The organism is Pectobacterium sp. F1-1 (assembly GCF_025643735.1).
GTDB classification, from domain to species: domain Bacteria; phylum Pseudomonadota; class Gammaproteobacteria; order Enterobacterales; family Enterobacteriaceae; genus Pectobacterium; species Pectobacterium colocasium.
This window is the reverse complement of record NZ_CP104733.1, coordinates 4,023,089-4,050,086: the sequence shown is the minus strand read 5'-3', so window position 1 is coordinate 4,050,086 and position 26,998 is coordinate 4,023,089. Positions and strand designations below refer to the sequence as shown.

At 52.8% G+C, this 26,998-nt stretch carries 21 protein-coding genes, 2 pseudogenes and 1 riboswitch; of the genes and pseudogenes, 9 read left to right on the top strand and 14 right to left on the bottom strand.

The window, feature by feature from the left end; translation table 11 throughout:
• Positions 1-6: 6 nt before the first annotated feature.
• Both ilvN (NAL19_RS18105) and ilvB read right to left on the bottom strand, forming a co-directional pair.
• Entirely contained in the window at positions 7-336 is a 330-nt protein-coding gene (gene ilvN / locus NAL19_RS18105; protein ID WP_225085808.1) for an acetolactate synthase small subunit, read from the bottom strand.
• A gap of 5 nt (positions 337-341) precedes the next feature.
• Positions 342-2,006 carry an acetolactate synthase large subunit gene (gene ilvB / locus NAL19_RS18100; protein ID WP_263058074.1) on the bottom strand — a complete coding sequence of 555 codons (1,665 nt, stop codon included), beginning with the start codon at positions 2,004-2,006 and terminating at the stop codon, positions 342-344.
• Positions 2,007-2,521: 515 nt separating this feature from the next.
• Here ilvB and NAL19_RS18095 point away from each other — a divergent pair.
• A complete protein-coding gene (locus tag NAL19_RS18095; protein ID WP_263058073.1) occupies positions 2,522-4,144 on the top strand; it encodes a family 43 glycosylhydrolase in 1,623 nt (540 codons plus the stop codon).
• Positions 4,145-4,148: 4 nt separating this feature from the next.
• On the opposite strand, the gene thiQ is transcribed toward NAL19_RS18095, so the two are convergent.
• The 4 genes from thiQ to sgrR all read right to left on the bottom strand — a co-directional run bounded on the left by thiQ (position 4,149) and on the right by sgrR (position 9,285).
• Positions 4,149-4,859, bottom strand: coding sequence for a thiamine ABC transporter ATP-binding protein ThiQ (gene thiQ / locus NAL19_RS18090; protein ID WP_263058072.1), 711 nt, complete (start codon positions 4,857-4,859; stop codon positions 4,149-4,151).
• Entirely contained in the window at positions 4,846-6,453 is a 1,608-nt protein-coding gene (gene thiP / locus NAL19_RS18085; protein ID WP_225085804.1) for a thiamine/thiamine pyrophosphate ABC transporter permease ThiP, read from the bottom strand. The genes thiQ and thiP overlap by 14 nt, the downstream gene beginning before the upstream one ends.
• On the bottom strand, positions 6,429-7,412 hold the full coding sequence (thiB, locus tag NAL19_RS18080; protein ID WP_263059748.1) for a thiamine ABC transporter substrate binding subunit: 984 nt from the start codon (positions 7,410-7,412) through the stop codon (positions 6,429-6,431). The genes thiP and thiB overlap by 25 nt, the downstream gene beginning before the upstream one ends.
• Positions 7,413-7,492: 80 nt before the next feature.
• Positions 7,493-7,589, bottom strand: a riboswitch (TPP riboswitch).
• 37 nt (positions 7,590-7,626) lie between these two features.
• Complete coding sequence (sgrR, locus tag NAL19_RS18075; protein ID WP_263058071.1) at positions 7,627-9,285, bottom strand: HTH-type transcriptional regulator SgrR; 1,659 nt, start codon at positions 9,283-9,285, stop codon at positions 7,627-7,629.
• 158 nt (positions 9,286-9,443) lie between these two features.
• Between sgrR and sgrT the strand changes: the two genes are divergently transcribed.
• On the top strand, positions 9,444-9,539 hold the full coding sequence (gene sgrT, locus NAL19_RS21875; protein WP_411561405.1) for a glucose uptake inhibitor SgrT: 96 nt from the start codon (positions 9,444-9,446) through the stop codon (positions 9,537-9,539).
• Positions 9,540-9,723: 184 nt separating this feature from the next.
• On the opposite strand, the gene tnaA is transcribed toward sgrT, so the two are convergent.
• A complete protein-coding gene (gene tnaA / locus NAL19_RS18070) occupies positions 9,724-11,124 on the bottom strand; it encodes a tryptophanase (RefSeq protein WP_225085801.1) in 1,401 nt (466 codons plus the stop codon).
• Between the two features lie 107 nt (positions 11,125-11,231).
• A complete protein-coding gene (gene tnaC / locus NAL19_RS18065) occupies positions 11,232-11,342 on the bottom strand; it encodes a tryptophanase leader peptide (RefSeq protein ID WP_225085800.1) in 111 nt (36 codons plus the stop codon).
• Positions 11,343-11,868: 526 nt separating this feature from the next.
• On the opposite strand from tnaC, the pseudogene NAL19_RS18055 reads away from it, so the two are divergent.
• The 4 genes and pseudogenes from NAL19_RS18055 to NAL19_RS18040 all read left to right on the top strand — a co-directional run bounded on the left by NAL19_RS18055 (position 11,869) and on the right by NAL19_RS18040 (position 15,707).
• Positions 11,869-13,487 (top strand): annotated as a pseudogene (locus NAL19_RS18055) (methyl-accepting chemotaxis protein).
• A gap of 238 nt (positions 13,488-13,725) precedes the next feature.
• The gene (locus NAL19_RS18050; RefSeq protein ID WP_225085798.1) at positions 13,726-14,565 is read left to right on the top strand and encodes an AraC family transcriptional regulator; all 840 of its coding nucleotides are present in this window, start codon (positions 13,726-13,728) and stop codon (positions 14,563-14,565) included.
• Between the two features lie 101 nt (positions 14,566-14,666).
• A pseudogene (locus tag NAL19_RS18045) lies at positions 14,667-15,399 on the top strand (AzlC family ABC transporter permease).
• Positions 15,396-15,707, top strand: a complete 312-nt coding sequence (locus tag NAL19_RS18040) for an AzlD domain-containing protein (protein ID WP_225085796.1) — start codon at positions 15,396-15,398, stop codon at positions 15,705-15,707. The pseudogene NAL19_RS18045 and the gene NAL19_RS18040 overlap by 4 nt, the downstream one beginning before the upstream one ends.
• Before the next feature lie 319 nt (positions 15,708-16,026).
• Here NAL19_RS18040 and leuD read toward each other — a convergent pair whose 3' ends face one another.
• The 5 genes from leuD to leuL all read right to left on the bottom strand — a co-directional run bounded on the left by leuD (position 16,027) and on the right by leuL (position 20,918).
• Positions 16,027-16,629: a 3-isopropylmalate dehydratase small subunit gene (leuD, locus tag NAL19_RS18035; RefSeq protein ID WP_039545752.1), complete on the bottom strand. Its 603-nt coding sequence runs from the start codon at positions 16,627-16,629 to the stop codon at positions 16,027-16,029.
• A gap of 13 nt (positions 16,630-16,642) precedes the next feature.
• Positions 16,643-18,043, bottom strand: a complete 1,401-nt coding sequence (gene leuC / locus NAL19_RS18030) for a 3-isopropylmalate dehydratase large subunit (protein WP_225085795.1) — start codon at positions 18,041-18,043, stop codon at positions 16,643-16,645.
• A gap of 2 nt (positions 18,044-18,045) precedes the next feature.
• Positions 18,046-19,137 (bottom strand): 3-isopropylmalate dehydrogenase, encoded by a 1,092-nt coding sequence (leuB, locus tag NAL19_RS18025; protein ID WP_225085794.1) that lies wholly within the window; start codon positions 19,135-19,137, stop codon positions 18,046-18,048.
• Positions 19,137-20,735: a 2-isopropylmalate synthase gene (gene leuA, locus NAL19_RS18020; RefSeq protein ID WP_263058069.1), complete on the bottom strand. Its 1,599-nt coding sequence runs from the start codon at positions 20,733-20,735 to the stop codon at positions 19,137-19,139. The genes leuB and leuA overlap by 1 nt, the downstream gene beginning before the upstream one ends.
• Positions 20,736-20,834: 99 nt before the next feature.
• Positions 20,835-20,918, bottom strand: coding sequence for a leu operon leader peptide (gene leuL, locus NAL19_RS21870; RefSeq protein ID WP_225088222.1), 84 nt, complete (start codon positions 20,916-20,918; stop codon positions 20,835-20,837).
• A gap of 228 nt (positions 20,919-21,146) precedes the next feature.
• On the opposite strand from leuL, the gene NAL19_RS18015 reads away from it, so the two are divergent.
• The 3 genes from NAL19_RS18015 (at position 21,147) to ilvN (NAL19_RS18005) (ending at position 25,543) form a co-directional block, all read left to right on the top strand.
• Positions 21,147-22,952, top strand: coding sequence for an AMP-dependent synthetase/ligase (locus NAL19_RS18015; RefSeq protein WP_263058068.1), 1,806 nt, complete (start codon positions 21,147-21,149; stop codon positions 22,950-22,952).
• 378 nt (positions 22,953-23,330) lie between these two features.
• The gene (gene ilvI, locus NAL19_RS18010; protein WP_263058067.1) at positions 23,331-25,049 is read left to right on the top strand and encodes an acetolactate synthase 3 large subunit; all 1,719 of its coding nucleotides are present in this window, start codon (positions 23,331-23,333) and stop codon (positions 25,047-25,049) included.
• 2 nt (positions 25,050-25,051) lie between these two features.
• Positions 25,052-25,543 (top strand): acetolactate synthase small subunit, encoded by a 492-nt coding sequence (gene ilvN / locus NAL19_RS18005; RefSeq protein WP_005975253.1) that lies wholly within the window; start codon positions 25,052-25,054, stop codon positions 25,541-25,543.
• A 62-nt stretch (positions 25,544-25,605) separates the two neighbouring features.
• On the opposite strand, the gene NAL19_RS18000 is transcribed toward ilvN (NAL19_RS18005), so the two are convergent.
• Positions 25,606-26,811, bottom strand: coding sequence for an ISL3 family transposase (locus NAL19_RS18000; protein ID WP_225086319.1), 1,206 nt, complete (start codon positions 26,809-26,811; stop codon positions 25,606-25,608).
• Between the last annotated feature and the right edge of the window lie 187 nt (positions 26,812-26,998).

Genomic DNA, 26,998 nt, shown 5'->3' with positions numbered 1-26,998 from the left:
CATTCACTAGCGGTAAAATTCGGCGACCTGCTCGAAAATACGCATTTCTTCACCGTGGCGACGAACCTGAAGGACGTCCTCCAGCTTTTCCACCTGACTGATCATCTGCTGTAGTCGCTGGTCATCTTTAACCAGTAGCCAGATGCGACTTTCCTCGCCGCTTGCCAACGGCATACACAGAATGCCTTCCACGTTAAATGCCCGACGGGCAAACAGACCGCAAACGTGTGACATGACGCCAGGGTGGTTGCGCACAGAGAGCTCTAGCGTGACCTGATTTGACGTTACTGGTGTTAACGACATTGCTTGTGTTAGCGACGTTTGTTGAGTGGACATAGTCATTAATCTCCGATCATATCGATGTTTGCTGCGCCCGGTGGCACCATCGGGAAAACTTTCTCATTGGCGTCAATGCGTACGTGGATCAACGCGGGTCCCGGTTGATTCAGTATCTCCTGCAACGCGGCCTGTGGATCGGCGGCTGCGTTCAGATCGCAGGTCGCAAAGCCAAAACCTGCGGCAATCGCGAGGAAATTTGGACTGTAACGGTAATCGGCAGCGAAAATGCGCTGCTGGAAAAACAGATCCTGCTGCTGATGAACCAGACCGAGTGACTGGTTGTTCATCAGAACGATTTTGACGTTAAGCCCTTCTTCTGCCGCGGTTGCCATTTCCTGAATGTTCATCATCAGGCTGCCATCACCCGAGAAGCACACCACGGTGCGTTCCGGCTCGGCCAGCGCTGCGCCAACTGCCGCAGGCAAGCCAAAGCCCATCGTCCCAAGCCCGCCTGATGTCAGCCACTGACGTGGACGCCGCAGCGGATAAGATTGAGCGACCCACATTTGGTGCTGGCCGACATCGGTTGCGATGATGGCATCATCCGTCAGTGCCTGCGCCGTGGCCTGTACCAGTCCATAATGGCTTAAGGGATCGTCAGCATTCGGCATGTTGAACGGAAACTCCTCTTGCAGCCCGCGAACGGTGGTACGCCACACGTCACGCTGTTGCGGCGTAATGTGCGGCAGCAAGCGATCCAGCGCCTCCGCGACATCCGCGTTGATCGCCACATGCGCCTGGCGGATCTTGCCCAATTCTGCGGGATCGATATCGATGTGAATGATGCTGGCCTGCGGGCAAAACTGTTCCGCTTTGCCAATCGCGCGATCGTCAAAACGAGCACCCAGCACAATTAACAAATCTGCCTGCTGTAAGATCAGATTGGTTGATCGTGCGGCGTGCATCCCCAGCATCCCGAGCGACAGCGGGTGATCGACGGCCATCGCACCCAGCGCCATCAGCGTCATGGTGGTTGGCAGGCTGGAACGCTCCGCCAGTTGAACCGCCTGTTCGTGCGCGGCGCTGCTAATGATTCCACCGCCCAGATAGAGCACCGGACGCTGAGCCGCGTTAATCATGGCAGCAGCCCGCTCGATCTCCTGCTGCGCGATGGTGGGTGGCGTATCGAGAGGAAAGACGCCCGGCAGTTCGCTTAGCTCAATGGTTGCAGTCTGGATGTCTTTTGGAATATCGATCCACACCGGGCCGGGACGCCCCGACTGCGCAATGCGAAAGGCTTCCGGGATCACGCGCGGCAGTTCGTTGATGTCGCGAACCAGATAGTTATGTTTGGTGACGGGAATAGAGATGCCGTAGGTATCGACTTCCTGAAACGCATCGGTGCCGATCATGCCAGAAGATACCTGTCCGGTAATACACACCAGCGGGATTGAATCCAGTTTGGCATCGGCAATCGCGGTGAGCAGGTTGGTTGCGCCCGGCCCGCTGGAGGCCATGCAAACTGCGGCACGCCCACTTGCACGCGCCATACCTTGCGCCATAAACCCAGCGCCTTGCTCATGGCGAGCCAAGACGTGGCGGATCGTCTTACTTTGTCCCAGAGCATCATATAACGGCAGCGCCGCGCCGCCGGGAATACCCGCTACGGTGGTGATGCCCTGCTGTTCGAGCAGCCGAACAATTAACTGAGCGCCTGTATAACGCATGCTTACATCCTTCATCAGGGCCGGTGCGGTGTCGGAGCGGGGAGGGTTGAAACAAGAAACCCCGCTCGGCTGGCGCCGGCGGGGTTTGAGAATCTGGTTTGGATTCGGAACCCGTTACGGCGCGCTGCCGACGACGACCACGACGACTGCCACGCGCACGACGACGACCGCGTCAACATGCGCGGTGCTTAGTAGTGCTGAAGTGGAAGAAGAGTAGTGCGTCACGGGAATCCTGTTTACTTATGTTATGTACTGTTATTTATGGTCGGGTGTTGTATTCGAATGAATTATCAATCGACAATTTATATAAGCACAGCAGTACAAAAAGACACAATACCTACAAGGTATAAAAACTGAATATGTCGAACTGGTCACAGTATATTGAAAATTTGACGGTGTGATTACCGCTTGATTTTTCGCCGCAGAACCAGAGAAGCGTGACTGTTTTCACAATTGGAACAGGGTTTCAATGTTATAAATTATAAAATAATCATTGGGATAGTAGGTGGTGACAAATGGGTGTGTCCCGAGCGGTAGGGAAAGGCGTATTAAGCGGTATCTTATTGATGACAATGGGTATCGGCACGGTGATGGCCTGTCAGGCTGGCCCTGCCAACGAATGGAAACGGGGTATTGAATATCAGCGTCAGGCGGATTTGGGCAATGGCTGTTATCTCAATCCGATTATTGCGGGCGATCATCCTGACCCCACGATTATCAAAGACGGGGATGATTATTACATGACGTTCTCGTCATTTGACGACATCCCCGGGCTGCTGATTTGGCACTCGCGCGATTTAGTTAACTGGGAACCGCTTGGCCCCGCGATCGCGACGCCTGTCGATGCAATCTGGGCACCGGATTTGGTGAAACACGACGGCAAATATTATATCTACTTCACCACGAACCGGATTATCGACGCCAAAGGAACGAAAAAGAAAACGCTGTATGTGATCACCGCCGATAATATCCGTGGCCCGTGGACGCCACCGAAAGACACGGGCTTGAAAAATCCGGCCAGCGATCCCGGCCACGTCGTAGGAGAGGATGGCAAACGTTACATCTTTATGTCTGGCGGTAATCGCGTGCAATTAACGGACGATGGGCTGTCGACGGTCGGCGACATGGCGGTGGTTTATCAGGGATGGCAGTACCCAGAAGAGTGGGATGTGGAAAGCTTCTCGCAGGAAGGGCCGAAGATGCTGCGCCACGGCGACTACTTCTACATGGTGCTGGCGGAAGGTGGCACGGCTGGGCCACCAACTGGGCACATGGTGATTGCCGCACGTTCCAAATCGATCAACGGGCCGTGGGAAAACTCGCCGCATAATCCGATTATCCGCACGCAGGATCGTTCAGAGAAGTGGTGGTCGCGCGGCCATGCGACGCTGATTGAAGGGCCGGATAAAAATTGGTACATGGTGTATCACGGCTATGAGAACGGCTTTATGACGCTGGGGCGGCAGGCGATGCTGGAGCCGATTGTCTGGGGCGATGACGGCTGGTTCACGTCCGCCGGGTTTGATACCGGTAAGCCGATTCGCAAACCGGCAGGGGGCGAAGCGGTGCCGCACGGTATCGGCTGGTCTGATAGCTTTACCGACGAAAAATTTCCGGCACGCTGGCATTTCTACCGCGCCAATGTGGAAGAGCTAAAACGGGTTACGCTTAGCGACGGCACGCTGCATCTGAAAGCAAAAGGAACGTCGCCGAAAGACAGCGCGCCGCTGACGATGATCCCCGGCGATCAGGCTTACCAAATTGAGGTCACGGCGAATTTTGCCCCTGGCGCACAGGCTGGTTTACTGCTGTTCTACAACGCGAAGCTGTACGTCGGGCTGTCGTTTAATCAGGATGGCACCGTCATGCACCGCTATGGGCTGGAAAGAGCGGAGAAGAAACTGCCGCACATCACAGGCAATGAGGTGCAGGTTCGGATGAAAAACGATCGTCATATCGTGACGTTTTACACCCGAACGTCGGATCAGGAAGCGTGGAAGAAATACCCGGTGCAGATGGAAGTCTCCGGCTACCATCACAACGTTGCGTATGACTTCCTCAGTTTGCGACCCGCCTTGTATGCGTCGGGCGAGGGCGAGGTCACATTCAGCAACCTGCGCTATCAGGCGTTGCCTTAACGCCTCAATCCGCAGACGGGCGTGAAATTCCCAGGATGGCGGCTGCATCGGCGCTGCCATCCTGTAGCGCTTGAGTCGGCCCGTCATAATAAATTTTTCCGTCCACGATCAGCACCGTACGTTTTGCGATCCGCATGGCATCATCCAGATTGTGGGACACCATCAACAGCGTGAATTCACGCTCCTGACACACACTTTCAACCAGATCGAGCATTTCCTGCCGCAGCGCCGGATCGAGAGCCGAGAAGGGTTCATCCAGCAGTAGAATGGGCTGGTGACGAACCAGACAGCGTGCTAATGCCGCGCGCTGGCGCTGCCCGCCGGAAACCTGAGACGGCAGACGATCCAGAAGATCCGCCAGACCAACCCGATCGGCGATCTGGCGTAGGGTTTCACGCTGTGCGGCATTGAGACGCAGGCCGGGATGGAGCCCCAGCGCGATGTTTTGCCCAATGCTCAGGTGAGGAAACAGGTTATTTTCCTGGAACAGAATTGAAACTGGCCGTTTAGCGGGAGGCGTCTCGCGATGAGGTTCACCGTTAAGCCGTAATTCGCCGCTGTCAGCCATCAGGAAACCGGCAATCAGATTCAGCAGCGTACTTTTCCCTGCGCCGCTGGGGCCGAGGATAGCGATGCGTTCGCCCGGTTTGACGTGAAAATCAAAACGCATGGGCAAGTGCTGATAGAAGTAGGTCAATTTCTCAAGCGCGATCATGACGGCCTGCCAGTTTCTCAATCAGGGTAAATAACATAAAGCACAGCAGCATTAACAGCAGCGCCGTGACCGCGCCGTCGGCGCTGCGATAGGAACCAATTTGCTGGTACAGGTAGAACGGCAGCGTGCGGAATTGCTCATTGCCAAACAGCGCGATGACGCCAAAATCACCGAGTGACAGCACGCAGGAAAAGGCTAACGCCTGCGCGAGCGGTTGCTTCAGGGCGGAAAGCTCGATCAGTCTCAGCCGTTGCCAACCGCGAATGTCCAGCGAGGTGCAGAGTCGATTGTAACGTTCGGCGACGTCCAGCATCGGATTTTCCAGCACCTTGATCGCATAGGGAATCGCCATCAGCGCATTAGTGAGCACCACTAGTGCGTAGGGGGATTGCGGCAATCCGATGCTGTTATTCAGCAGCAGGAAAAAGCCGGTTGCCAGCACAATACCGGGCATGGCGAGGATGAGCATACCACTCAGGTTCATCAACTGCCCGTAGAGCGGCTTCTGACGTAGCTTGAGCTCACGGCTGCTCCAGAGCAACATCATGGTCAGTACCAGACACAGGAGCCCCGCACCCAGAGCAATACGCAGCGAGGTCAACAGCGTTTGCCAGAGCACAGGTTGTTGCAGCACGGTAACCAACGAGCGGTTCACGCCATCGACCACGACGGCCAGCAAGGGAGGGATGACTAACAGCAACAGCGCGCCAATCAGCAGGCCGTCGATGAGGCGGCTTACGGCGCTATCCTGCGGGTTGCGCCAGGCAAGCTGCTGTGTGCTGCCGACGGGCAGAATGCGACCTAGCCGCTGGCTCAGTAGCACCAAACCCAGACAGCAAACCATCTGAATTAACGCCAGCAGCGCCGCGCGTGCCGGATCGTAATCAAAGCTTAATGCCTGATAGATAGCCAGCTCAATCGTCGTTGCCTGTGGGCCGCCGCCCAGCGACAGCACCGTCGCAAAGCTGGCAAAACAGAGCATAAAAATCAGTGCCCCAGTCGGTAAAATCTGTCGGCGCAGGGCGGGCCACTCCAGCAGACGGAAATGCTGCCAGCTGTTCATGCCCAGGTTTGCAGCCAACTGACGCTGTTCGGTGGCGATGCCTTCCAGCGACTGCAACAGCAATCGGGTTGCTAGCGGCAGATTGAAGAAGACGTGCGCCAGCAGGATGCCCTGCAATCCATAGGGAGAAAATGTGTATTTCAGGTCAAACCAGCCCAGCGCGGAGGCCAACCAGCCTTGTCTACCATATACACTGAGCAGGCCAAACACGGCGACCAGTACGGGTAGTACCAGCGTCATCGCGCACAGGCGCAGCAGCCAGCGGTAGCCGGGAAAGCGCCGTCGATACAGCGCTCTGGCGAGAAAAATGGCCGGAACGGTAGAAAACAGCGCAGAGAGAAACGCCTGCCAGAAGGTAAACCGAATAACATGCCAGAGATAGCTGTCATGCCATAGCGTGCGCCACTGGCTTTCGGGCGCCTGTAGCCACAGGGCACCGAAAGCCAGTGCGGCAACGGAAATTAACAGCGTTGTGGCCAGCAGCCCCGGCCACAGACGTCCGCCGATTAGTGGCTGACGGCGCGTTGCCATGCCTGAATCCACTGCGTCCTTTTATCGGCCACGTCCTGCGCGCTGAACTGCATGGCTTTTTCCGGCACCGCGAGCGTGGCGAAGCCCGCTGGCAGGTCAGTTTTAACCGCAGGGTACATCCAGTTCGTGGTGGGGATAGCCTGCTGGAAGGTTGGGCTCAGGATGAACTGCATAAAGCGTTTTGCCAGTTCGGGATTTTTGCTGGAAGCCAGCTGCCCGGCGACTTCAATTTGCAGATAGTGCCCTTCGCTGAAGGTTGCTGCTGCGTAGTTGTCTTTCTTCTCTTCAATGATATGGTAGGCCGGTGACGTGGTGTAGCTCAGCACCAGATCCGCTTCCCCTTTCAGGAACAGACCATAGGCTTCGCTCCAGCCTTTGGTGACGGTGACGGTTTTCTTCGCCAGCTTCTGCCACGCTTGCGGCGCATCATCGCCGTATACTTTCTGCACCCATAGCAGCAGACCCAGACCCGGCGTGCTGGTGCGCGGATCCTGATAGATCACTTTCCACGGCTCGTTGCTGTCCACCAGCTCATGCAGGCTTTTCGGCGGGTTCTTTAGTGTGTTTTTGTTATACACAAACGCGAAATAGCCGTAGTCGTAAGGGACGAAGGTCTTGTTGTCCCAACCGCCTGGCACCGTGACGGCACGGGTGTCCTGATTGTGCGGCGCAAACAGGCCGGTTTGCTCTGCCGCCTGCAACAGGTTGTTATCCAGCCCCAGAATGATATCCGCTTTGCTGTTCTTGCCTTCCATACGCAGGCGATTCAGCAGTGAAGCGCCATCTTCCAGCGCGACGAAATTCAGTTCGCACTCGCACTCTTTTTCAAATGCGGTCTTGATGACGGGCCCTGGCCCCCATTCGGAAGCGAATGAGTCATAGGTATAAACGGTAAGTGCGGGCTTGGCGAAGGCCGAAGCAGAGATCAGTAACAGGCAAGGCAGGCTGGTTTTCAGCACGGTGGCTGAACGGTGTAGTAATTGATTTAACACTTTGCACTCCTGAGAATCATAGGGTGGCAAAGGACTTCGAGGCAGCAATAAGCCGCACTCTCAAATCCCTTCGCCGGTATTAACCGGATCAGGTTCGACGGGTATCTTCTCAGCGAAAAATCTTCCGCACCCCGTTGAGAACGGCACATTGTAAAGGGTTAAGCCGCGCAGCGAAAGGCTCTCAGCGTTCCGGCGGTGCAAACCAGGCAGATTTAAAATCAAACCAGCCCAGCATGTTCATCCTGACGCCGCGCATACTGCGCTGTCCCTGAAGTTGTAGCCAGTGGTGCAGCAGAGGGTGCAGTTGGCCGCTGGCGATCAGCTTTTCACACCATTCCGCCATCGGCAGCGCGTGGTTACGCCACTGTTGCGCATCCGCGTGCAGATCGTCATCCAGACAGTGCTGCACCAGCGGGAGTTCGTAGAGCATCGCGAACAGGGAGAATTCGAGCGGCAAATAACAGTTCACGCTGCTAAACCAGATATCGCTCTCGGCATTGCCTTGATACCAGTCTTCGTAGCTGACCGTCTGGATATGCAGCGTGACGCCGTGCTGCGCCAGTAGTGTGCGCATAATCTCGCTTAATATCCGGTATTCAGGGTGTGCCTGATAGAACGTGAGTGTGACCTCCGTCAGCCCTTTCGGAAGGGATTGCGGCACATCGGGATGGTGATGGTGCCAGCGCGGGAGCAGGCTGTAGGCCGGTGACCAGTCACGCTGATTGCTGGTATTGGCGTGGTTGAGTAGCGAAATTGGGTTAAATACCTGCCTGAGCCACTGCTGTGCTTCTGGCTGTGATGCTAACGGTGAGCGTTTGTCGAACAGCAGGAAATAGCCGCCTTCTTCCATCCGGCTTTCCAACTGTTCGTGACGAGAATTGTCAGACTGTAGCTGGATGGAGACCGGCATTTCCTCCGGTTCGTCCGGTAGAACCCAGATATTGACCTCATCAATTAACGCCCGATAGCCAAAATAATCATCGAAGGCACGAATTTTCAATTGATTACTGTTATTACGCACCACGGCATACGGGCCAGTGCCGATCGGGTGCTGGGCAAAATCCGGTAGCGTTTGCCACTCTTGCGGCAAGATCATAGCGTGCACGCTACCTAATAGCCACGGTAGCCATTTATCCGGGCTGTGTAGCCGAATATCAATGACGAAGGGCATCGGTGAGGTGACGGCTTCAATATGAGAAAAGAGCGGAAACGGAATAAGACGAGAGAGTGACGTAGTGATGTCGTCCATTGTGAGCTCTCGACCATGATGAAAACGGATTGCCGGGCGCAGGTAGAAGCGCCAATGCAGGGGGGAAATACTCTGCCAGTGATGAGCCAAATCGGGTTCAATTTCCCCGTTTTCCTCATTTATATTGGTGAGTCCGCTGAAAATTTGCCGTGCGATGTGCATTTCTGAACGCCGTAGCGCTGAACCGGGCAGTAAATTGCGTAACGGACGGTAATAGAGGATGCGCAGAATATGCTTTCCTTGCCGGAAACTCCGCCCAAGATGGGCGAGTAACATCTGACGTACGGCTTCTTTATCACCCACCAACTGTACCAACTGCTCAATGCGATCCTGTTCTAGCAGATCCTCGGCCCGCTGCTGCTGGAGGGCCAATCCGGTATACACAAAAGAAAGCTGCGAACGTTTTCCTCTTCCGGCTTCTGCCTGCCACACGAGCCAGCCTTCCTGTTGCATGGCGTTCAACAGTGAACGAATATGGCGGCGAGAACAGTTCAGCACTCCGGTTAACTCTTGCAAGGTGGTGTCGGTGACCTGCCCCTGAAAGTGTTGCCACAGGCGGATGAACTGTTGTTGTAGACGAGGAGAAGACATAAAAGAGGAACTCCCTGCACCAAAGTCATCAATTTATCTTTCCCTATATTACGTCGATACTTTCTCACAAGGAAAGAGAGGAGGTGGCTGATGGCGATTTCCCGTTTGTACCTGTTCTATCAAAACTACTTATCGAGCTGTAAAGCAACGTGGTTGCGATGGATGTCTCCCAGCAGCGCATCGCGTTATTGCAGCAGGCGACGCAGTGGCACCTGAAAGAGATGTCTGATGATGAGTACCGTCATTGGCTCTAGGTGGTCGAAACAATTTATTCTGTGTAAAAATTTTTTAAGTAAAACAATGTATTCTGAGTAATGGTGACGTTTCACCAGCCAGCGAATTTTTCGCTGGCTTTTTTTATGGTGTTTGCCTGCCGACTCGATATCGTGAATAGCGCTGATGCCCGCAGAGAAAGGCGTCGGGCATGCTGATAGCTGGTTATTCCACCGGTTTTAGGCGGGCGACAAAGTGCCGTAGTACGGGCGGTTCATAGGTGAACGTTAGCCCTTTAATATCGCTGGCGCGGGCTTTTAGTGTGATAAGGGCATCTGCAATATAGTCCATGTGGTCGTTGGTATAGACTCGACGCGGGATGGTGAGGCGCAGCAGCTCAAGCGGTGATGCTTTCTGTTGCCCGGTATCAGGATCGCGCCCCAGCAGAAGCGAGCCGATTTCAACGCTGCGGATACCGGCTTCCAGATACAGCGCATTGTTAAGCGCCTGTGCCGGAAACTGCTCTGGTGGAATATGGGGCAATAGCCGCGCTGCATCGACAAACACAGCATGTCCACCAACTGGGTACTGAATCGGAATTCCTCCGGCTTTCAGGCGTTCTCCGAGATAGGCGACTTGCCCAATGCGATAGGCCAAATAGTCTTCATCCATCCCTTCTTCCAGCCCGATGGCGAGCGCTTCCATATCTCGTCCAGCCAGTCCGCCATAGGTGACGAAACCTTCCATTGGAACGCAGCGAATGCGCACCTCGTTAAACAGGTCTTCATCACTACGGAAGCAGCATAATCCGCCGATATTGACCATCGGATCTTTCTTTGCGGACATCGTTAGCATATCGCCGTATTCATACATCTCATGCACGATGGCTTTAATAGATTTGTCCGCATAGCCCGCTTCACGCTGTTTGATAAACCAGGCATTTTCGCAGAAACGTGCCGAATCAATCACTACGGGGATGTGGTGCTGTTGTGCAATACGGTAAACCTCGCGCATGTTGCTCATCGAGACAGGCTGACCGCCGGAACTGTTACAGGTTACCGTGGTGATGATGGCGACGACATTCTCCGCACCATGCTGTGAAATCACGCTTTGTAACTGATCCAGATCGAAATCGCCTTTCCAGTCATAAGCCGTGTTGGTATCAAAGGCTTTTGGCGTAACGACGTTAATGGCCCGTGCGCCGTTTAGCTCGACGTGTGCAGCGGTGGTATCGAAGTGAAAATTGGAAATGAAGACGGGTTTTTTCGCGCCGCCAGCCCGCTGTTTCTTAGCTATCAAACACGGAAATAAAATCTGTTCGGCACCGCGTCCTTGGTGGGTGGGAATCGTAAATGGGTAGCCCAGCAGCGTTTCGACTTTTTCACACAGATGGTAGTAATTACGTGACCCCGCGTAAGCTTCATCACCCATCATTAAACCGGCCCACTGGCGGTCACTCATCGCGCCGGTGCCAGAATCGGTCAACAGGTCGATGTAGACGTCTTCGCTACGCAGTAGGAAAGGGTTATACCCCGCCTCTGTCAGCGCTTTTTCACGTTCCGCCTGCGTTGTCATGCGGATGTTTTCTACCATTTTAATGCGGAATGGTTCAGGAATGCGTTTCATGCCATCGATCTCCAGAAAAATTCTCCAGAAAAAAGAGTCCGTTGCGACACGTTATGTGACGCTGGGAAAGGAATACAGCAACGGGAAGCGATCAGCGCGGTGCTGATTCAGGCATGATGCGGGTGAGGAAAATCATTGGTGAGGCGATGGTCGATGTTAAACCAGGCCCGGCAATCGCCAGAGATGCTTAAACGGTAACGCTGAATCGTGCGCGCCATAGGCTCCTCTCACTCATTGAATCACTGATGTTTAGCATAGTATGTCGGTGGAAAAATACCATGATCGACACGACAACCTTGCCACTGCTTTTATCCGCGTGCGGGATCTTTGTTAGCCCGTGTGTGCCGTGGGATTTTTATATTCAGAATGGATGAAGGATAAACTAATCAGCCACGTTGAATGTCAGAGGGGGATTGTTTTCAGAAAAATAGAATGAATTTAATTTTTACTTCTATAGTTAATATTACTGTAATAATAGTGACTAAGATAATTCACTAACATTGTGTGATAGTTTATTTTTTGAATGATTTTTAATTGAAATAATAATCGTTGAAATGACGTTTTTTCGTGATGACGATCTTATAGGTGAAATTATTTTTTAGTAATGACTGTTTTTCTTCTTGTATTTAACGCAGATTGTTACAATCTTTAAATATTATGTAACATGTGGCGAAGTGCTATTTTTCGCCGCTTGTCTGCAATTTACTTCACAGCAATGTTTTGAATAACCCGATGGATGTAAAAATGAGCGATGTCCCTTACCAGTCAATAGCGATTTATGAGCAACCAGAATCCCGGCATTCCGCTTCCGGATTGCATAACATCAAACTGACGCCACTTTTCATCGTTGTTTTTTCTGGTGTTTTACTGCTTTTTGCCTTGGCGATCTCCACATCATCGTATTTTCTGAAGCAGGCCGAACTGTCCTTAAATGACTCTACGCTGGAATTAAATGTGCGAATGGAGTTAGTGGATAGTGCTAACCATATGCGTGCAGCGCGTATGAATTTGCTTCATGCGGTAAATCATTTACGTAATGGCCTTACTGATAACTATAACGCCAGCATGAAAGCCGCAGAGGAGCGCCTGTCGCTGTCTCAGCAAATGTTTAATGGATATCAAAACAGAACGGCTCGTTCTGATGTCGAATTTGCTCGCGATAATGAATTAAAAGCACGTTATAGCGATTATGTTGAGCGCGGGATAAAACCTATGTTTGACATCGCGAAAAAGGGAATGTCGAAGAACTCAACGCGTTTGAATCGACGGTGATGTCTAAATTGGATGATGACTATGATGTGCCGTTGAAAGCGTCTTATCTTTATCGGATTGAGATGGCAAAAAATATTAATGTGACGGCAGAAAGGAATTCGACACTGGGATATACGCTCATGACGGGTGCCTTTATTTTAGCCATCGTATTAACGGGTATGACGTTCTTAGTCATTCGTCGGATTATTATTAACCCAATTCAGTATTGGGTATCACGCATACAGGCGATTGCACACGGCGATTTAACGCGCGCGAGCGTGGCTGTAGGCAGCAATGAAATCGGCATTCTGGGGAGCAATATCCAGCAAATGCAGGATTCGCTCTCTGAAACGGTTGGCTCGGTGCGTGATAGCGCTGAGTCGATTCACAGCAGTTCGACGAAAATCGCTGTCGGCAATACGGATTTGTCTGCTCGAACGGAGCAGCAGGCCGCGGCGCTGGCGGAAACGGCGGCCAGCATGGAACAACTGACGGCTGCGGTGAAGCAGAATACCGATAATGCGCACCATGCCAGCGTTGTGGCGACGGATACCTCAGCCAAAGCGGTGAACGGCGGCAGCATTGTGGAACAGGTTGTGGGTTCTATGTCGGAGATTGCCAGAAGTTCGGACAAAATTTCTGAGATTATCGCGCTCATTAACGGGATTGCATTCCAGACCAATATTCTGGCGTTGAATGCGGCGGTTGAAGCGGCCAGAGCGGGTGAGCAGGGCAAAGGCTTCGCGGTGGTGGCGGGAGAAGTGCGTAATCTGGCACAGCGCTCGGCTAACGCCGCAACGGAAATTGCCGCGTTGATTAAAGAATCCGAAACCAGAGTGACGGAAGGAACGACCTTGGCGTCCGAAGCGGGTAAAGCGATGGCCGAGATTGTCTCTGAAATTAATAACGTCACCCGTATTATCAATGAGATAGCGCTGGCTTCTGATGAACAAAGCAGTGGTATCAATCAGGTGTCGTTAGCGATATCAGAAATGGATCGGGTCACGCAACAGAATGCGACGCTGGTGCTGGAGGCTTCCTCGTCTGCCTCCTCGCTGGAGCAGCAGGCCGAGCGGTTGAATATTGGGGTGTCCCGATTTCATCTGATGTAATCCGGTTGGTAAATGTAATCCAGTTGGTAAAAAGGCCAACGTGGTAAAAGACACGAATCATCATCCATAGCCAGCGGTTTTGTCGCTGGCTTTTTTTCGCTGTTTTTTCCAGCATGGGGATATGAATCTGCTTCTGATAGAATCAGTGAACAGGTGCGCGGTTGATGGCGATAAAGAAGTATGCCGATGTCGCTTCTCTGCCAGAGCAATTTTGTACAAACGATAAGAGGGTTAACGCGTGCATAAAAAGCCGGTAGTGCAAGAGCAGACACACTTCAGACATCTGGAGGCGCTCGGCGGGCTGGATATGCTGCAGGCACAATATTATCAGCAGCGCTTTCCTCGTCATGTCCATGATACCTATTGTATTAGCGTGATTGAGCAGGGCGCTCAGCGTTTTTATCGTTCTGGTGCAGAGCACGTTGCGCCCAAAGGCGACATCATTCTGGTGAATGCGGACGATGTGCACACGGGAAGCTCGGAGGTCGAAACCGGCTGGGCTTATCGTGCTATTTATCCGCATCCCGATCTTTTTCACTCGATTAATCAGGATCTGCAACGCTCAAAAGATTCCATTCCGTGGTTCCCCGACGCCGTTGTCCACGACCCTGGCCTGTCGGATCAGTTGCTGATGACGTTCAATATGCTTGCTCAACCGGGCAATCTGTTATTGAAAGAAACGCTGCTGTTGTCGTCATTAACCTGGCTGACGATGCGCTATAGCAAGACGCGCCTGACGCCACAGACGCTGCCCGTTGCGACCCAAAATATACTGAATGTTAAAGCCTTTATGGACAGCTACCCCGAGAGGGAACTGGCTCTCGTTGAATTGGCAGCGCTGGCCGAACTCAGCGTCTGGCACTTCTTACGACAGTTTAAAGCGGTGGTGGGGATTACGCCTCATGCTTATTTGATTCAGGCTCGTCTGCGCAAAGCTAAAGCATTGTTGCGCAAAGGCGATGCGATCCTCGATGTTTCCGTACGGTGCGGTTTTACCGATCAAAGCCACTTCCATCGCCATTTCAAAAATTCTCTGGGGCTGACGCCAGGCGAGTTTGCGAAAGGTAATTCACGCTAAACGCTATCCCTATTCTGGGCGCAGCAAATTCATCCAATACTCTTAAAAAACGTTTTGTTAGTTTTCCCGCTATCGATTTATTTATGGTAGTGCAATGTTATATGGAAAATACCGTAGTCCATTCATCTTCTGTAGCAAAAGACACAATTAGCCCTTGGAAGCACTTTATGACCGGTGTGGTTGAGATGCTGCCGCTCTGTTTATCCGTTGTGCCCTGGGGTATTCTGGCCGGCTCGATGGCCATCCAGTCGGGATTATCCGTCGGACAAAGTATCGGGATGTCCGCTATTATTTTTGCAGGGGCGGCACAATTAGTTTCGTTGGGATTGCTGATGTCTGGGGCGAATGTCGCGACACTATTAATCTCCGTTTTTTTTATTACCGCACAACACCTAATATATGGCCTGACGTTACGCGAATATGTTTCAACGTTAAGATTAAGCAAACGTCTTCCTATCGGATATTTATTATCGGATGAGCTTTTTGCACTCAGTGAAAAGAAAGACAGGAAGAATAATTTTAGTGCCAGTTATTTAGTGGGCGCAGGCCTGACCTTTTATATTTCTTGGAATATCTTCAGCATTATGGGTGGTGATGGCGTCTTCTGTGCCTGATTTGGATAAGTATCACCTTGATTACTCTATCGTTGCCACGTTCATTACCATCGTTGTGCCGATGATAAAGAAGATCAGTACCTTCTCTGGCGTCCTGTTTTCTCTGCTGCTATCGATGCTATTGAGTTATTTCAAGATAGAAGGTGCCATCGCTATCGCTGGTGTTGGCGGCATGTTTTTCTCTGTATTCATCGCGACCGTGCTTAAGGAGGAAAAATGAGTTGGTTATTGATATTCGTTCTGGCAGGGATCGTGTTTTTTAATCGCTATATCTTTCTCGAACCTGCGGTGCCGGTAAAAATTCCGGTTTTACTCCATCGAGCATTAAAGTATTCCGCGCCATGCTTACTCACCGCGATTTGTGGGCCAATTATCTTGATGGAACACGGCGTGATTCGCGCATTTCCTGATAACCCGTATTTTCTCGGCGCGATGGTGAGTGTGGTGATTTCCTTTTTTATCAGAAATATTGTGGTCGCGGTACTCTTGAGTATGCTGGCTTTTTATTTGATTGCCGGGTTGCTGTAATCCACGTCATTCTTCCAAAAGAAAAAGCCCACAGGAAGTCATGCAGGCTCAGGCTGTTGATAAACCTATTTGCCGAACGAAAACGGTAGTAACGGAATAGAAGAGTAAAGCGTTTGCGCCATGGACAAAAACGTCAGGAACGTTTTTGAACGTCGCTTGCGACGACCCTGCAAGGGTGAATCTCAGGGATGAGATTCATATCTGCGCAATCCGAGCGCACAGGGATGTGTTTACAGCGTCTTTACGATCTATCCGTTACTACCGCTCTATGGACTTTGTCAGCCCTGAAGAGGGCTTCAGAGCTATTTGTAATCTCAAATCAGTTCAAAAAGGCAGGCTGATTCTTTTCATACTCGGTGATAGACGCTTCGTGTTGCAGTGTCAGTCCGATGCTGTCCAACCCGTTTATCATGCAGTGACGGCGGAAACTGTCGATTTCAAACGGATAGCTTTTGCTGCCCGCCTGCACGACCTGATTTTCCAGATCGACCGTGAAGTTAATGCCTTCCTGCCCGTCAACCAGCTTGAACAGCTCGTCTACTTCCTCGTCGCTCAGTTTCACCGGCAGCAACTGGTTGTTAAACGAGTTGCCGTAGAAGATATCGGCGAAGCTTGGCGCGATAACGACTTTGAAGCCGTAATCGGTCAGCGCCCACGGCGCATGCTCACGGGAAGAGCCGCAGCCGAAGTTTTCCCGCGCCAGCAGGATACTTGCCCCTTTGTAATGCGGCTTGTTCAGCACAAACTCAGGGTTAGGCTGTTGACCCGCATCGTCCAGAAAACGCCAGTCGTGGAACAAGTGTTGGCCGAAACCGGTACGCGTCACCTTTTGCAGAAACTGCTTGGGAATGATGGCGTCGGTATCGACGTTAGCGGCATCCAGAGGAACCACCAGACCCGTGTGTTGAGTAAATTTAGCCATGTTGGTTTCTCTCTTAATTCAACTCGCGGACGTCAGCAAAGCGACCCGTCACCGCGGCAGCCGCAGCCATTGCCGGGCTGACCAGATGGGTGCGGCCTGCGCGCCCCTGACGGCCTTCAAAGTTACGGTTACTGGTTGAGGCGCAACGCTCGCCGGGGTTCAGGCGGTCATTGTTCATCGCCAGACACATGGAGCAGCCCGGTAAGCGCCACTCAAAGCCTGCTTCGATGAACACTTTATCCAGCCCTTCCAGCTCTGCCATGGTTTTTACCGGGCCGGAGCCGGGTACAACGATAGCCTGTACGCCAGCGGCGACTTTGCGCCCTTTGGCGATTTCTGCCGCAGCACGCAAATCTTCAATGCGCGAGTTGGTGCAGGAACCAATGAAAACCTTATCGATCTTCACGTCGGTCAGTTTGATGCCGGGTTGCAGATCCATATAAGCCAATGCTTTGGCGGCAGAGGCGCGCTCTACCGGATCGCTGAAGGAATCTGGGTTAGGGATTTCCTGATTGACGGCGATAACCTGACCGGGGTTGGTGCCCCAGGTGACCTGCGGTGCGATCTGAGCAGCGTCCAGCGTGACAACCGTATCGAACTGCGCATCATCATCCGATTTCAGCGTGTTCCAGTAGGCAACGGCAGCGTCCCAGTTGGCGTCTTTCGGCGCAAACTGACGGCCTTTCAGGTAGTTGAAGGTAGTTTCATCCGGCGCGACCAGCCCGGCTTTCGCCCCCATCTCTATCGCCATGTTGCACAGCGTCATACGACCTTCCATGCTCAGTGCACGAATAGCGGTGCCGCAGAATTCAACCACGTGACCGGTGCCGCCTGCGCTACCGGTTTTACCGATGATCGCCAGCACAATGTCTTTTGCGGTGATGCCGTGTGGCGTATCGCCGGTGACTTCAATCTTCATGGTTTTGGCGCGACCCTGCTTCAGGGTTTGTGTCGCCAGCACATGTTCCACTTCCGACGTACCGATGCCGAAAGCCAGTGAACCAAATGCGCCGTGCGTTGCCGTGTGCGAATCACCGCAGACAATGGTCATGCCCGGCAGCGTCATTCCTTGCTCAGGCCCAATAACGTGAACGATGCCCTGATACGGGTGGTTCAGGTCATACAACTGAACGCCGAATTCCGCACAGTTTTTGATCAGCTCCTGCATCTGAATGCGGGCCATCTCGCCACTGGCGTTGATGTCTTTGGTCTGCGTGGACACGTTGTGGTCCATCGTCGCGAAAGTTTTCCCCGGTTGACGAACCTTGCGGCCCATCGCGCGCAGGCCGTCGAACGCCTGCGGGGAAGTCACTTCGTGTACCAGATGTCTGTCGATATACAGCAGCGGCGTTTCGTTTGGCGCTTCATGAACCACGTGCGCTTCGAACAATTTTTGATATAACGTCTTACCCATGGTTATGCCCCTTGCGCCACAAAACGCGCAATCACGTCGCCCATTTCATTGGTACCGATCGCGTTGCTGGTACTTGCCAGATCGGCGGTACGGTAACCTTCAGCCAGTGCGGTATTGACCGCTTTTTCGATCGCGTCTGCGACATCATCCGCACCCAGGCTGTAGCGCAGCAGCAGCGCCAGCGACAGAATCTGCGCAATCGGGTTGGCAATGTCTTTACCTGCGATATCCGGCGCGGAGCCGCCAGCAGGCTCGTACAGGCCAAAGCCTTGCTCGTTCAGGCTTGCGGAAGGCAGCATGCCCATTGAACCGGTGATCATGGCGCACTCGTCGGACAGAATGTCACCGAACAGGTTAGAACACAGCATCACGTCAAACTGAGACGGATCTTTAATTAACTGCATCGTCGCGTTATCAATATACAGATGAGACAGCTTCACATCTGGATAGGCTTTGGCGACTTCATTAACGATTTCGCGCCACATAATCGAACTTTGCAGCACGTTGGCTTTATCAATAGAGGTCACGATGCTGCGACGTTTGCGAGCGGATTCAAACGCGATGTGCGCGATACGCTCAATCTCGAAACGGTGATACACCTCGGTATCGAAAGCACGCTCATACTGACCGCTACCTTCACGCCCTTTTGGCTGGCCGAAGTAGATGCCGCCCGTCAGTTCGCGGACGCACAGAATATCAAAGCCTTTCGCGGCGATGTCGCTACGCAGTGGGCAAAACGCTTCCAGCCCCTGATACAAGCGAGCAGGGCGCAGGTTGCTGAACAGTTTGAAGTGTTTACGCAAAGGCAACAACGCACCGCGCTCCGGCTGCTCTGCCGGTGGCAGGTGTTCCCATTTCGGGCCGCCCACGGAACCGAACAGAATTGCATCGGCCTGCTCACAGCCCGCAATGGTTGCCTGCGGCAGCGGCGTACCCTGACGGTCAATGGCGATACCGCCAACGTCATATTCGCTGGTGGTAATGCGGATGCCAAAACGCTGACGTACCGCATCCAGTACTTTATGGGCCTGCGCCATTACTTCCGGGCCAATGCCGTCTCCGGGTAAAACGGCGATATGGTAGCTCTTTGTCATCACACTGTTTCCTGACTGTTTTGTTGTTTGCTATCGTTTTGTTGTTGGCTATTGTGCTGCTGCAGACGTTGAATTTCTTTTTCTACCTGCTGAGCACGTTTGATGTTGTTTAATACATTTACCATTGCCTGTGCGGAAGATTCAACGATATCCGTCGCCAGACCGACGCCGTGGAAACGGCGGCCCTGATAATCTGCAACGATATCAACCTGACCCAGCGCATCACGACCCTGACCTTTGGCAGTCAGTTGGTATTTAACCAGTGAAACCTGATAACCGGTAATGCGGTTGATTGCCTGATAAACGGCATCGACCGGGCCATTCCCCGTGGCGGCTTCTGACTGGGTCTCTTCGCCGCAGATCAGTTTGACAGAAGCGGTTGCCATCACGCTGGAACCGGACTGAACGCTGAAATAATCCAGATGGTAGAACTCAGGCTCTTCCTGCTGACGGTTGATAAAGGCCAGCGCTTCCAGATCGTAATCAAATACCTGACCTTTCTTATCTGCCAGTTTCAGGAAGGCGGAGTACAGATCGTCCAGATTGTAATCGCTGTCCTGATAGCCCATTTCTTCCATGCGGTGTTTCACCGCGGCGCGACCGGAACGGGAAGTCAGGTTCAACTGCACTTCTTTCAGGCCAATGGATTCCGGCGTCATGATTTCGTAGTTTTCACGGTTCTTCAGCACGCCATCCTGGTGAATACCGGAAGAGTGAGCGAAGGCGTTGGCACCTACCACCGCTTTGTTAGCAGGGATAGGCATATTACAAATCTGGCTGACCAACTGGCTGGTGCGGTAGATTTCCTGATGATTGATATTGGTGTGGACATTCAGGATGTTATGGCGGGTTTTGATCGCCATGATGACTTCTTCCAGTGAACAGTTACCCGCACGTTCGCCGATACCGTTCAATGTGCCTTCGACCTGACGAGCCCCGGCGTGCACCGCCGCCATAGCGTTGCCGACCGCCAAACCCAGATCGTCGTGGGTGTGAACAGAAATAATGGCTTTATCGATATTAGGAACGCGTTGGTACAAAGAGGAGATGATGTTGCCGAACTCATGCGGCATGGTATAGCCGACGGTATCCGGGATATTGATGGTGCGGGCGCCGGCGTTGATGGCAGCCTCAACCACGCGACACAAGTCTGGGATTGGCGTGCGGCCCGCATCTTCGCAGGAAAATTCAACGTCGTCTGTGTAGTTACGTGCGCGTTTGATCATGTAAATGGCGCGTTCGATCACTTCATCCAGCGTGCTGCGCAGCTTCGTGGCGATGTGCATCGGCGAGGTCGCGATAAAGGTGTGGATACGGAACGCTTCTGCGACACGCAGCGCTTCTGCGGCGACATCGATGTCCTTTTCGACACAGCGGGTCAGGCCGCACACACGACTGTTTTTGATGTTGCGGGCGATGGTCTGAACGGATTCAAAGTCGCCGGGAGAGGAAACTGGAAAGCCCACCTCCATAACATCAACGCCCATACGTTCCAGGGCGAAAGCAATTTGCAGCTTTTCTTTTACACTCAGACTCGCCTGTAAAGCCTGCTCACCATCGCGTAATGTGGTATCAAAAATAATGACTTGCTCGCTCATCGGTTTAGTTCCTTGTCGTGTCTACTTGTACTTGGCGCTCGGCGAGTAAAAAAAAACCCGCGCATCAGCGCGGGTTTTTTGTATCGTGTGGCGAGAAACTTAGTTCTGAATTCTGCCCACAAACCTACCGCGCAAGAAGGATGCGTTTAGTAGTAGGCTTAGTAGGACAGTAAAGTTGAACATGGTGTCTCGTCATCTAAAATTCGGTGTTGCTTTATTGGTACGCGATTATCAGGGATATGTCAACTTTTGATTGGTGTGATGCGCGTCAAGTAAACCAGCGATAGCCAGCGGCGAATGCACGAAAGAACGTTGCGGTTTTGAACAATGGCGGTAGACTGCACGCCAAATAATGTACAGCTGTACGCTGAAACGCTGTCGACTTCACTTCCCTTATAAATTCTTTTACAGATGACTAATCATTTACAGCCATATCATGTGGTGCACCGGGTTCAAGATCGGATCAATCAGTGTGCGGGTCGTATTGCGCTGCGCGAGTGGACGCCTGCGGGCGAACAACAGCTCACCTGGACACAGGCCGGACAGCGCATTCAGCGCATTGCCAGCGCGCTTTTAGCGTTGGGCGTAGATGTTCAGGAGCGGGTGGCCATTTTTTCTTATAACTCGATGAACTGGTCGCTGGCCGACCTGGCGCTGCTGCACCTGCGGGCGATCAGTGTGCCAATCTATGCCACGAATACGGCGGCACAGGCGGCGTTCATCATCAATGATGCCGATATCCGTACGATATTCGTTGGTGGTCAGGAGCAGTTGGATGCGTTGCTGTCGTTACGCGAGAGCTGCCCGCAACTGCGAAATATTATCGTGATGGATGAGGGCGTTAACCTGCGCGGTAGCGACATTGCGCAATCTCTACAGGAATTTGAAGCGCAGGCCGTAGACGATTTCTGGCGTGATGAATGGCAAACGCGTATCGACAGTCGCGATCTCAACGATCTGTTTACGCTGATTTATACCTCTGGCACCACCGGTGAGCCGAAAGGCGTCATGCTGGATTACACCAACATGGCGATGCAGCTTAAGCTACACGACGATCGTCTGGATATGTCAGAAAATGACGTATCGCTCTGTTTTTTACCGCTTTCTCACGTATTTGAACGCGCGTGGAGCTTTGTCATTATGCATCGTGGCGCCCAGAACGTGTATCTCAACAACACGAATCTGGTTCGTGATGCGATGCAGGCGGTCAAACCTACCGTGATGTGCGCTGTACCGCGTTTTTATGAGAAAGTTTACAGCGCAATTCATGAAAAAGTGGCGCAGGCGCCGTGGTATCGCCAGCGGCTCTTCAACTGGGCGGTGACGCAGGGGAAACACGTGTTTCTGGCTAGTCAGACGGCGAAAAAAGCAGGGCTCTTCCGCCGCGTTATGCATCGCTATGCCGATCGTCTGGTGTTAGGGAAACTTCGCCAGCTTCTGGGAGGCGAGATTCGCTTTATGCCCGCAGCGGGCGCGCGACTGGATGACAACATCATTTTGTTTTTCCGCGCGATCGGGATTCGCATCATTTACGGTTACGGCATGACCGAAACCTGTGCGACGGTTTCCTGCTGGGAAGAGAGCCGTTTCCGCTTAGGCTCTATCGGTACGCCGCTGCCGGGTATTGAAGTTCGTATTGGTGAGGAAAACGAGATTCAGGTACGCGGTGCGACCATCATGCGGGGTTATTTCCATCGCCCGCAAGAAACCGCAGAAACCTTTACTGAGGACGGCTGGCTGAGAACTGGCGATGCGGGAGAGCTGGATGCCAACGGTAACCTGTTTATTACCGAACGCTTGAAGGATCTGATGAAAACGTCGGGCGGTAAATATATTGCCCCACAGCATCTGGAAGGGACGCTGGGACAGGATCGTTTCATCGAGCAGGTGGCGATTATCGCGGATACGCGCAAGTACGTGTCTGCGCTGATTGTTCCCTGTTTCGAAGCACTGGAAGAATACGCTCACTCCATCAATCTGAAGTACCACGATCGACTGGAATTGCTGCGTCACAGCCATATTATTGAGCTGTTCGAGCAGCGCCTGCGGGAGATGCAGAAGGAACTTTCTCGGGTTGAGCAGGTGAAGAAATTCACGCTGTTGCCTATACCGTTTTCGATGGAGGAAGGGGAGCTGACGCCAACGCTCAAGCTACGCAGGAAGATTATCAACCAGCGTTACCAGCTGGAAATTGATGCGATGTACGCAGAATCCTGATGGTGTTGGAGGCCGGATAACCCGTTTCCTGAAAAGAAAAGGGATTTTTCGGCCTCAAGATTTCGCTCTGTAATTCATGTCCTTCATGGACGATCTCTCAGGTATGACGGTTCCCTGTCAGTATTTTATCTCAGTTCTTTTTTCCCTCACGTTCAATTTCCCCTGGTCCTGATTAAGGGCGGTGGTTTTTTGCCGTTTGTCTGCGTCATAATCTGGCGTTATGTTAATGGGTTATTAGTCACCCCTATAATATTTCGTCTTCTTGTACTAAAAATTAACAGTATTAACACTTAACTTTATTAACTTAAGGTGAGCGCGGGGATTTCCCCCGGTCAATACAGAAGCGGATTCCGCTTTCTGAACAAAAGAGGCAAACCCATGGAGATGTTGTCAGGCGCCGAAATGGTGGTCCGATCGTTGATCGATCAGGGCGTAAAACATGTGTTCGGTTATCCGGGCGGTGCGGTGTTGGATATTTATGATGCTCTGCATACGGTCGGTGGCATCGAGCATATTTTGGTGCGGCATGAGCAAGGTGCGGTACATATGGCCGATGGCTATGCGCGTGCGACGGGCGAGGTCGGCGTTGTGCTGGTCACGTCCGGCCCTGGTGCGACCAACGCCATTACCGGTATCGCCACGGCGTATATGGACTCCATTCCTATGGTGGTGTTGTCCGGTCAGGTTGCGACTTCGCTGATTGGTTATGATTCCTTTCAGGAATGCGACACGGTGGGGATTTCCCGCCCTATCGTGAAACACAGCTTTTTGGTCAAAAAAACCGAAGATGTCCCAACGATCCTGAAAAAAGCGTTTTATCTGGCGTCCAGCGGGCGTCCGGGTCCGGTCGTCGTCGATTTGCCGAAAGACATCATGAATCCGGCAAATAAGCTGCCGTACGTTTATCCTGAAAGCGTCAGCATGCGTTCCTATAATCCGACGGTTCAGGGGCACAAAGGCCAGATTCGTCGTGCGCTGCAAACGCTGCTAGCGGCAAAAAAACCGATTATCTACAGCGGCGGCGGCGTGATTAACGCGGAGTGTCACGAAGAGCTGCTGACGCTGGCGGAAAAACTTAACCTGCCAGTGACCACTTCTCTGATGGGACTCGGTGGTTTTCCCGGTACGCACCGTCAGTGCCTCGGTATGCTGGGGATGCACGGGACGTATGAAGCCAATACGGCGATGCATAACGCCGATGTGATTTTCGCCGTGGGGGTGCGTTTCGACGACCGTACGACGAACAATCTGGCGAAATATTGCCCGAATGCGACTGTACTGCACATTGATGTCGATCCCGCGTCGATTTCCAAAACGGTCAACGCCGATATCCCTATCGTTGGCGACGCTAAACAGGTGCTAACCCTGATGCTGGAGCTGCTGGAACAGGATGGCGCGCCGCAGCAGTTTGATGCGCTACGCGACTGGTGGCAGAGCATTGAGCAGTGGCGTGCCCGTCACTGCCTGAAATACAGCACCGAAGGCGAGAAAATCAAACCGCAGGCGGTGATTGAAACGCTGCATCGTCTGACTGAAGGCAAAGCCTATGTGGCATCAGACGTTGGTCAGCACCAAATGTTCGCCGCGCTGTATTATCCGTTCGATTTACCGCGCCGCTGGGTGAACTCCGGTGGGTTGGGCACGATGGGCTTTGGCCTGCCTGCGGCACTGGGTATCAAGCTCGCGCTGCCGGAAGAGACCGTGATTTGCGTAACGGGCGACGGCAGTATCCAGATGAATATTCAGGAGCTTTCTACGGCTCTGCAATATGATTTGCCCGTTGTGGTCATTAACCTGAACAACCGCTTCCTCGGTATGGTGAAGCAGTGGCAGGACATGATTTACTCTGGCCGTCATTCCAGTTCTTACATGGAATCGCTACCGGATTTCGTCAAGCTGGCTGAAGCATACGGCCACATCGGGATTTCTATCGATACGCCGGACGAACTGGAAAGTAAGTTGTCGCAGGCGTTGGCGCAGAAAGATCGTCTGGTGTTTGTTGATATCAACATCGACAGCAGCGAGCATGTTTACCCCATGCAGATTCGCGGTGGGGCGATGGATGAAATGTGGTTGAGCAAAACGGAGAGGACCTGATCATGCGGCGGATTTTGTCAGTATTACTTGAGAATGAATCAGGCGCCTTGTCACGTGTCGTCGGCCTGTTTTCACAGCGCGGCTACAACATCGAAAGCCTGACGGTAGCCCCAACCGAAGATCCTACGCTATCCCGGATGACGATTCAGACGGTAGGCGATGAGAAAGTGCTGGAGCAGATCGAAAAACAACTGCACAAGCTGGTGGATGTTCTGCGCGTCAGTGAACTGGGTCAGGGCGCGCACGTTGAGCGTGAAATCATGCTGGTGAAGCTGCAAGCCACAGGATATGGTCGCGAAGAAGTGAAACGCTGCGCCGATATTTTCCGCGGTCAGATTGTGGATGTTACTGCCTCGCTTTATACCGTACAGCTTGCTGGCACCAGCGACAAACTGGACGCCTTCCTCAGTGCCGTGCGTGAAGTGGCCGAAATTGTTGAAGTAGCACGCTCCGGGATCGTCGGCGTATCACGCGGCGATAAAATCATGCGTTAATCGACTTTTCGCTGCTTTTTCCTTTCAGAGGCCCGATAATAGTATCGGGCCTTTTTATTGGTTCATCGCGCTTTACCGGGGAACGCTGCTTTAATTTTCAGGAAGAAGTAGTCGTTATCCCGGTATCCATAAGCCATTCGCTTTAGTACCTTGATTTTGTTATTCATCCCCTCCAGCACACTCGTATTCAGACGATGTTCAGCACTGGCGATTATCCCGCTCACGTAGCCCTTGAGCTTATCTGCGAACTGCTGCAGCGCTTTTATATCGCTCTCCTGAGACTGCCTGTACCATTCATCCCAGCGATGCCGGGCCACCTCCTTATCCGGCGCATACCACAGCTCTTTCAGCGCAGTTTTCATCACGTACACGGTGTTCAGCGGCTGGTTGGCCTCCAGCAACTCTGCCAGCTTTACATCATGACCTGCTGGCAGATTTTCAGCGTTACGCAGCAACAGCCAGCGGCTGCGCTTGATAACCTTCCGGGCTTTCGCGTTGTCACGTAGCTGATTCGCCTGGTCAACCCGCACCCTGTCGATGACCTCGCGACCGAACTTCGCCACCACGTGGAACAAATCATAGACCACTTCCGCCTGTGGGCATTGCTCCCTGACTTCAAGGTCCAGCGCCGTGTTCATGTCCATTGCGACAGACTCGATAGCCGCGCAGCCTTCCGGTCCCAGCCAGGTGAAGAACGGGCGGAAGGCCGCGCGGCTGCGACCTTCCCCGACCCACAGCACCTGCTGCGTATCAGCGTCCACGACCACAGTGGCATAGCGATGGCCTTTAAACAGGGCGAACTCATCCATTATCAGGCGGCGAAGTGTATGTCGCTCTGGCTCCTGCAATTCCCGACGCAAACGGCGGAGGTCGATATTCTTGATGGTGTGCCAGTGCAGGCCTGTCAGCTGTGCTACGTGCTTCACGGGGAGTAGACGGCTAAGAGACTCAACCCAGACGGATAATGTAGAGGTGTAACGCTGCCTCTCAGGCAACCAGGAGATACGTTCGGTGGCAACACCGCAGCAGGCGCAGCGAAGACGACGAACAGGAACCAGAAGGGTGACGCGCCAGTGCAGCAAATCCCGCTCACGAACCTGACGTACAGAGACATCATGAACGGCACAGTCTCTTCGGCCACATCGGCGGCACTGGGGTGCAAAACGGGGGTCTGGGCGAAGCGTAATAAGCAGCGCATCAGATGAGGAATGGGAAAAGGAGTCAACGGTAAAGCCTTCCCAGAAAAGGGAAGAGAGGTTAGCATTCATGGCAGACGGCGGTTGAGTGGTCGGTTGGTGTTTTGGCGAATACAAAACTAACCACTTTTACCGCCGTTTTCTATTGGTTCACGCTTAAGCGCGATGAACCTTTTTATTTCCCTTATCTTATATAGACGCAATATATTTCAGGTTAAAAGACGTCCATTATTGATATGACAGCTTGAAATATGCGGGT

What these genes read in the sequence shown, in the direction of transcription:
- ilvN (WP_225085808.1), bottom strand. Translation starts at nt 336, where the DNA reads ATGTCCACTCAACAAACGTCGCTAACACAAGCAATGTCGTTAACACCA.
- ilvB (WP_263058074.1), bottom strand. Translation starts at nt 2,006, where the DNA reads ATGCGTTATACAGGCGCTCAGTTAATTGTTCGGCTGCTCGAACAGCAG.
- NAL19_RS18095 (WP_263058073.1), top strand. Translation starts at nt 2,522, where the DNA reads ATGGGTGTGTCCCGAGCGGTAGGGAAAGGCGTATTAAGCGGTATCTTA.
- thiQ (WP_263058072.1), bottom strand. Translation starts at nt 4,859, where the DNA reads ATGATCGCGCTTGAGAAATTGACCTACTTCTATCAGCACTTGCCCATG.
- thiP (WP_225085804.1), bottom strand. Translation starts at nt 6,453, where the DNA reads ATGGCAACGCGCCGTCAGCCACTAATCGGCGGACGTCTGTGGCCGGGG.
- sgrR (WP_263058071.1), bottom strand. Translation starts at nt 9,285, where the DNA reads ATGTCTTCTCCTCGTCTACAACAACAGTTCATCCGCCTGTGGCAACAC.
- sgrT (WP_411561405.1), top strand. Translation starts at nt 9,444, where the DNA reads ATGGATGTCTCCCAGCAGCGCATCGCGTTATTGCAGCAGGCGACGCAG.
- tnaA (WP_225085801.1), bottom strand. Translation starts at nt 11,124, where the DNA reads ATGAAACGCATTCCTGAACCATTCCGCATTAAAATGGTAGAAAACATC.
- tnaC (WP_225085800.1), bottom strand. Translation starts at nt 11,342, where the DNA reads ATGGCGCGCACGATTCAGCGTTACCGTTTAAGCATCTCTGGCGATTGC.
- NAL19_RS18040 (WP_225085796.1), top strand. Translation starts at nt 15,396, where the DNA reads ATGAGTTGGTTATTGATATTCGTTCTGGCAGGGATCGTGTTTTTTAAT.
- leuD (WP_039545752.1), bottom strand. Translation starts at nt 16,629, where the DNA reads ATGGCTAAATTTACTCAACACACGGGTCTGGTGGTTCCTCTGGATGCC.
- leuC (WP_225085795.1), bottom strand. Translation starts at nt 18,043, where the DNA reads ATGGGTAAGACGTTATATCAAAAATTGTTCGAAGCGCACGTGGTTCAT.
- leuB (WP_225085794.1), bottom strand. Translation starts at nt 19,137, where the DNA reads ATGACAAAGAGCTACCATATCGCCGTTTTACCCGGAGACGGCATTGGC.
- leuA (WP_263058069.1), bottom strand. Translation starts at nt 20,735, where the DNA reads ATGAGCGAGCAAGTCATTATTTTTGATACCACATTACGCGATGGTGAG.
- leuL (WP_225088222.1), bottom strand. Translation starts at nt 20,918, where the DNA reads ATGTTCAACTTTACTGTCCTACTAAGCCTACTACTAAACGCATCCTTC.
- NAL19_RS18015 (WP_263058068.1), top strand. Translation starts at nt 21,147, where the DNA reads ATGACTAATCATTTACAGCCATATCATGTGGTGCACCGGGTTCAAGAT.
- ilvI (WP_263058067.1), top strand. Translation starts at nt 23,331, where the DNA reads ATGGAGATGTTGTCAGGCGCCGAAATGGTGGTCCGATCGTTGATCGAT.
- ilvN (WP_005975253.1), top strand. Translation starts at nt 25,052, where the DNA reads ATGCGGCGGATTTTGTCAGTATTACTTGAGAATGAATCAGGCGCCTTG.
- NAL19_RS18000 (WP_225086319.1), bottom strand. Translation starts at nt 26,811, where the DNA reads ATGAATGCTAACCTCTCTTCCCTTTTCTGGGAAGGCTTTACCGTTGAC.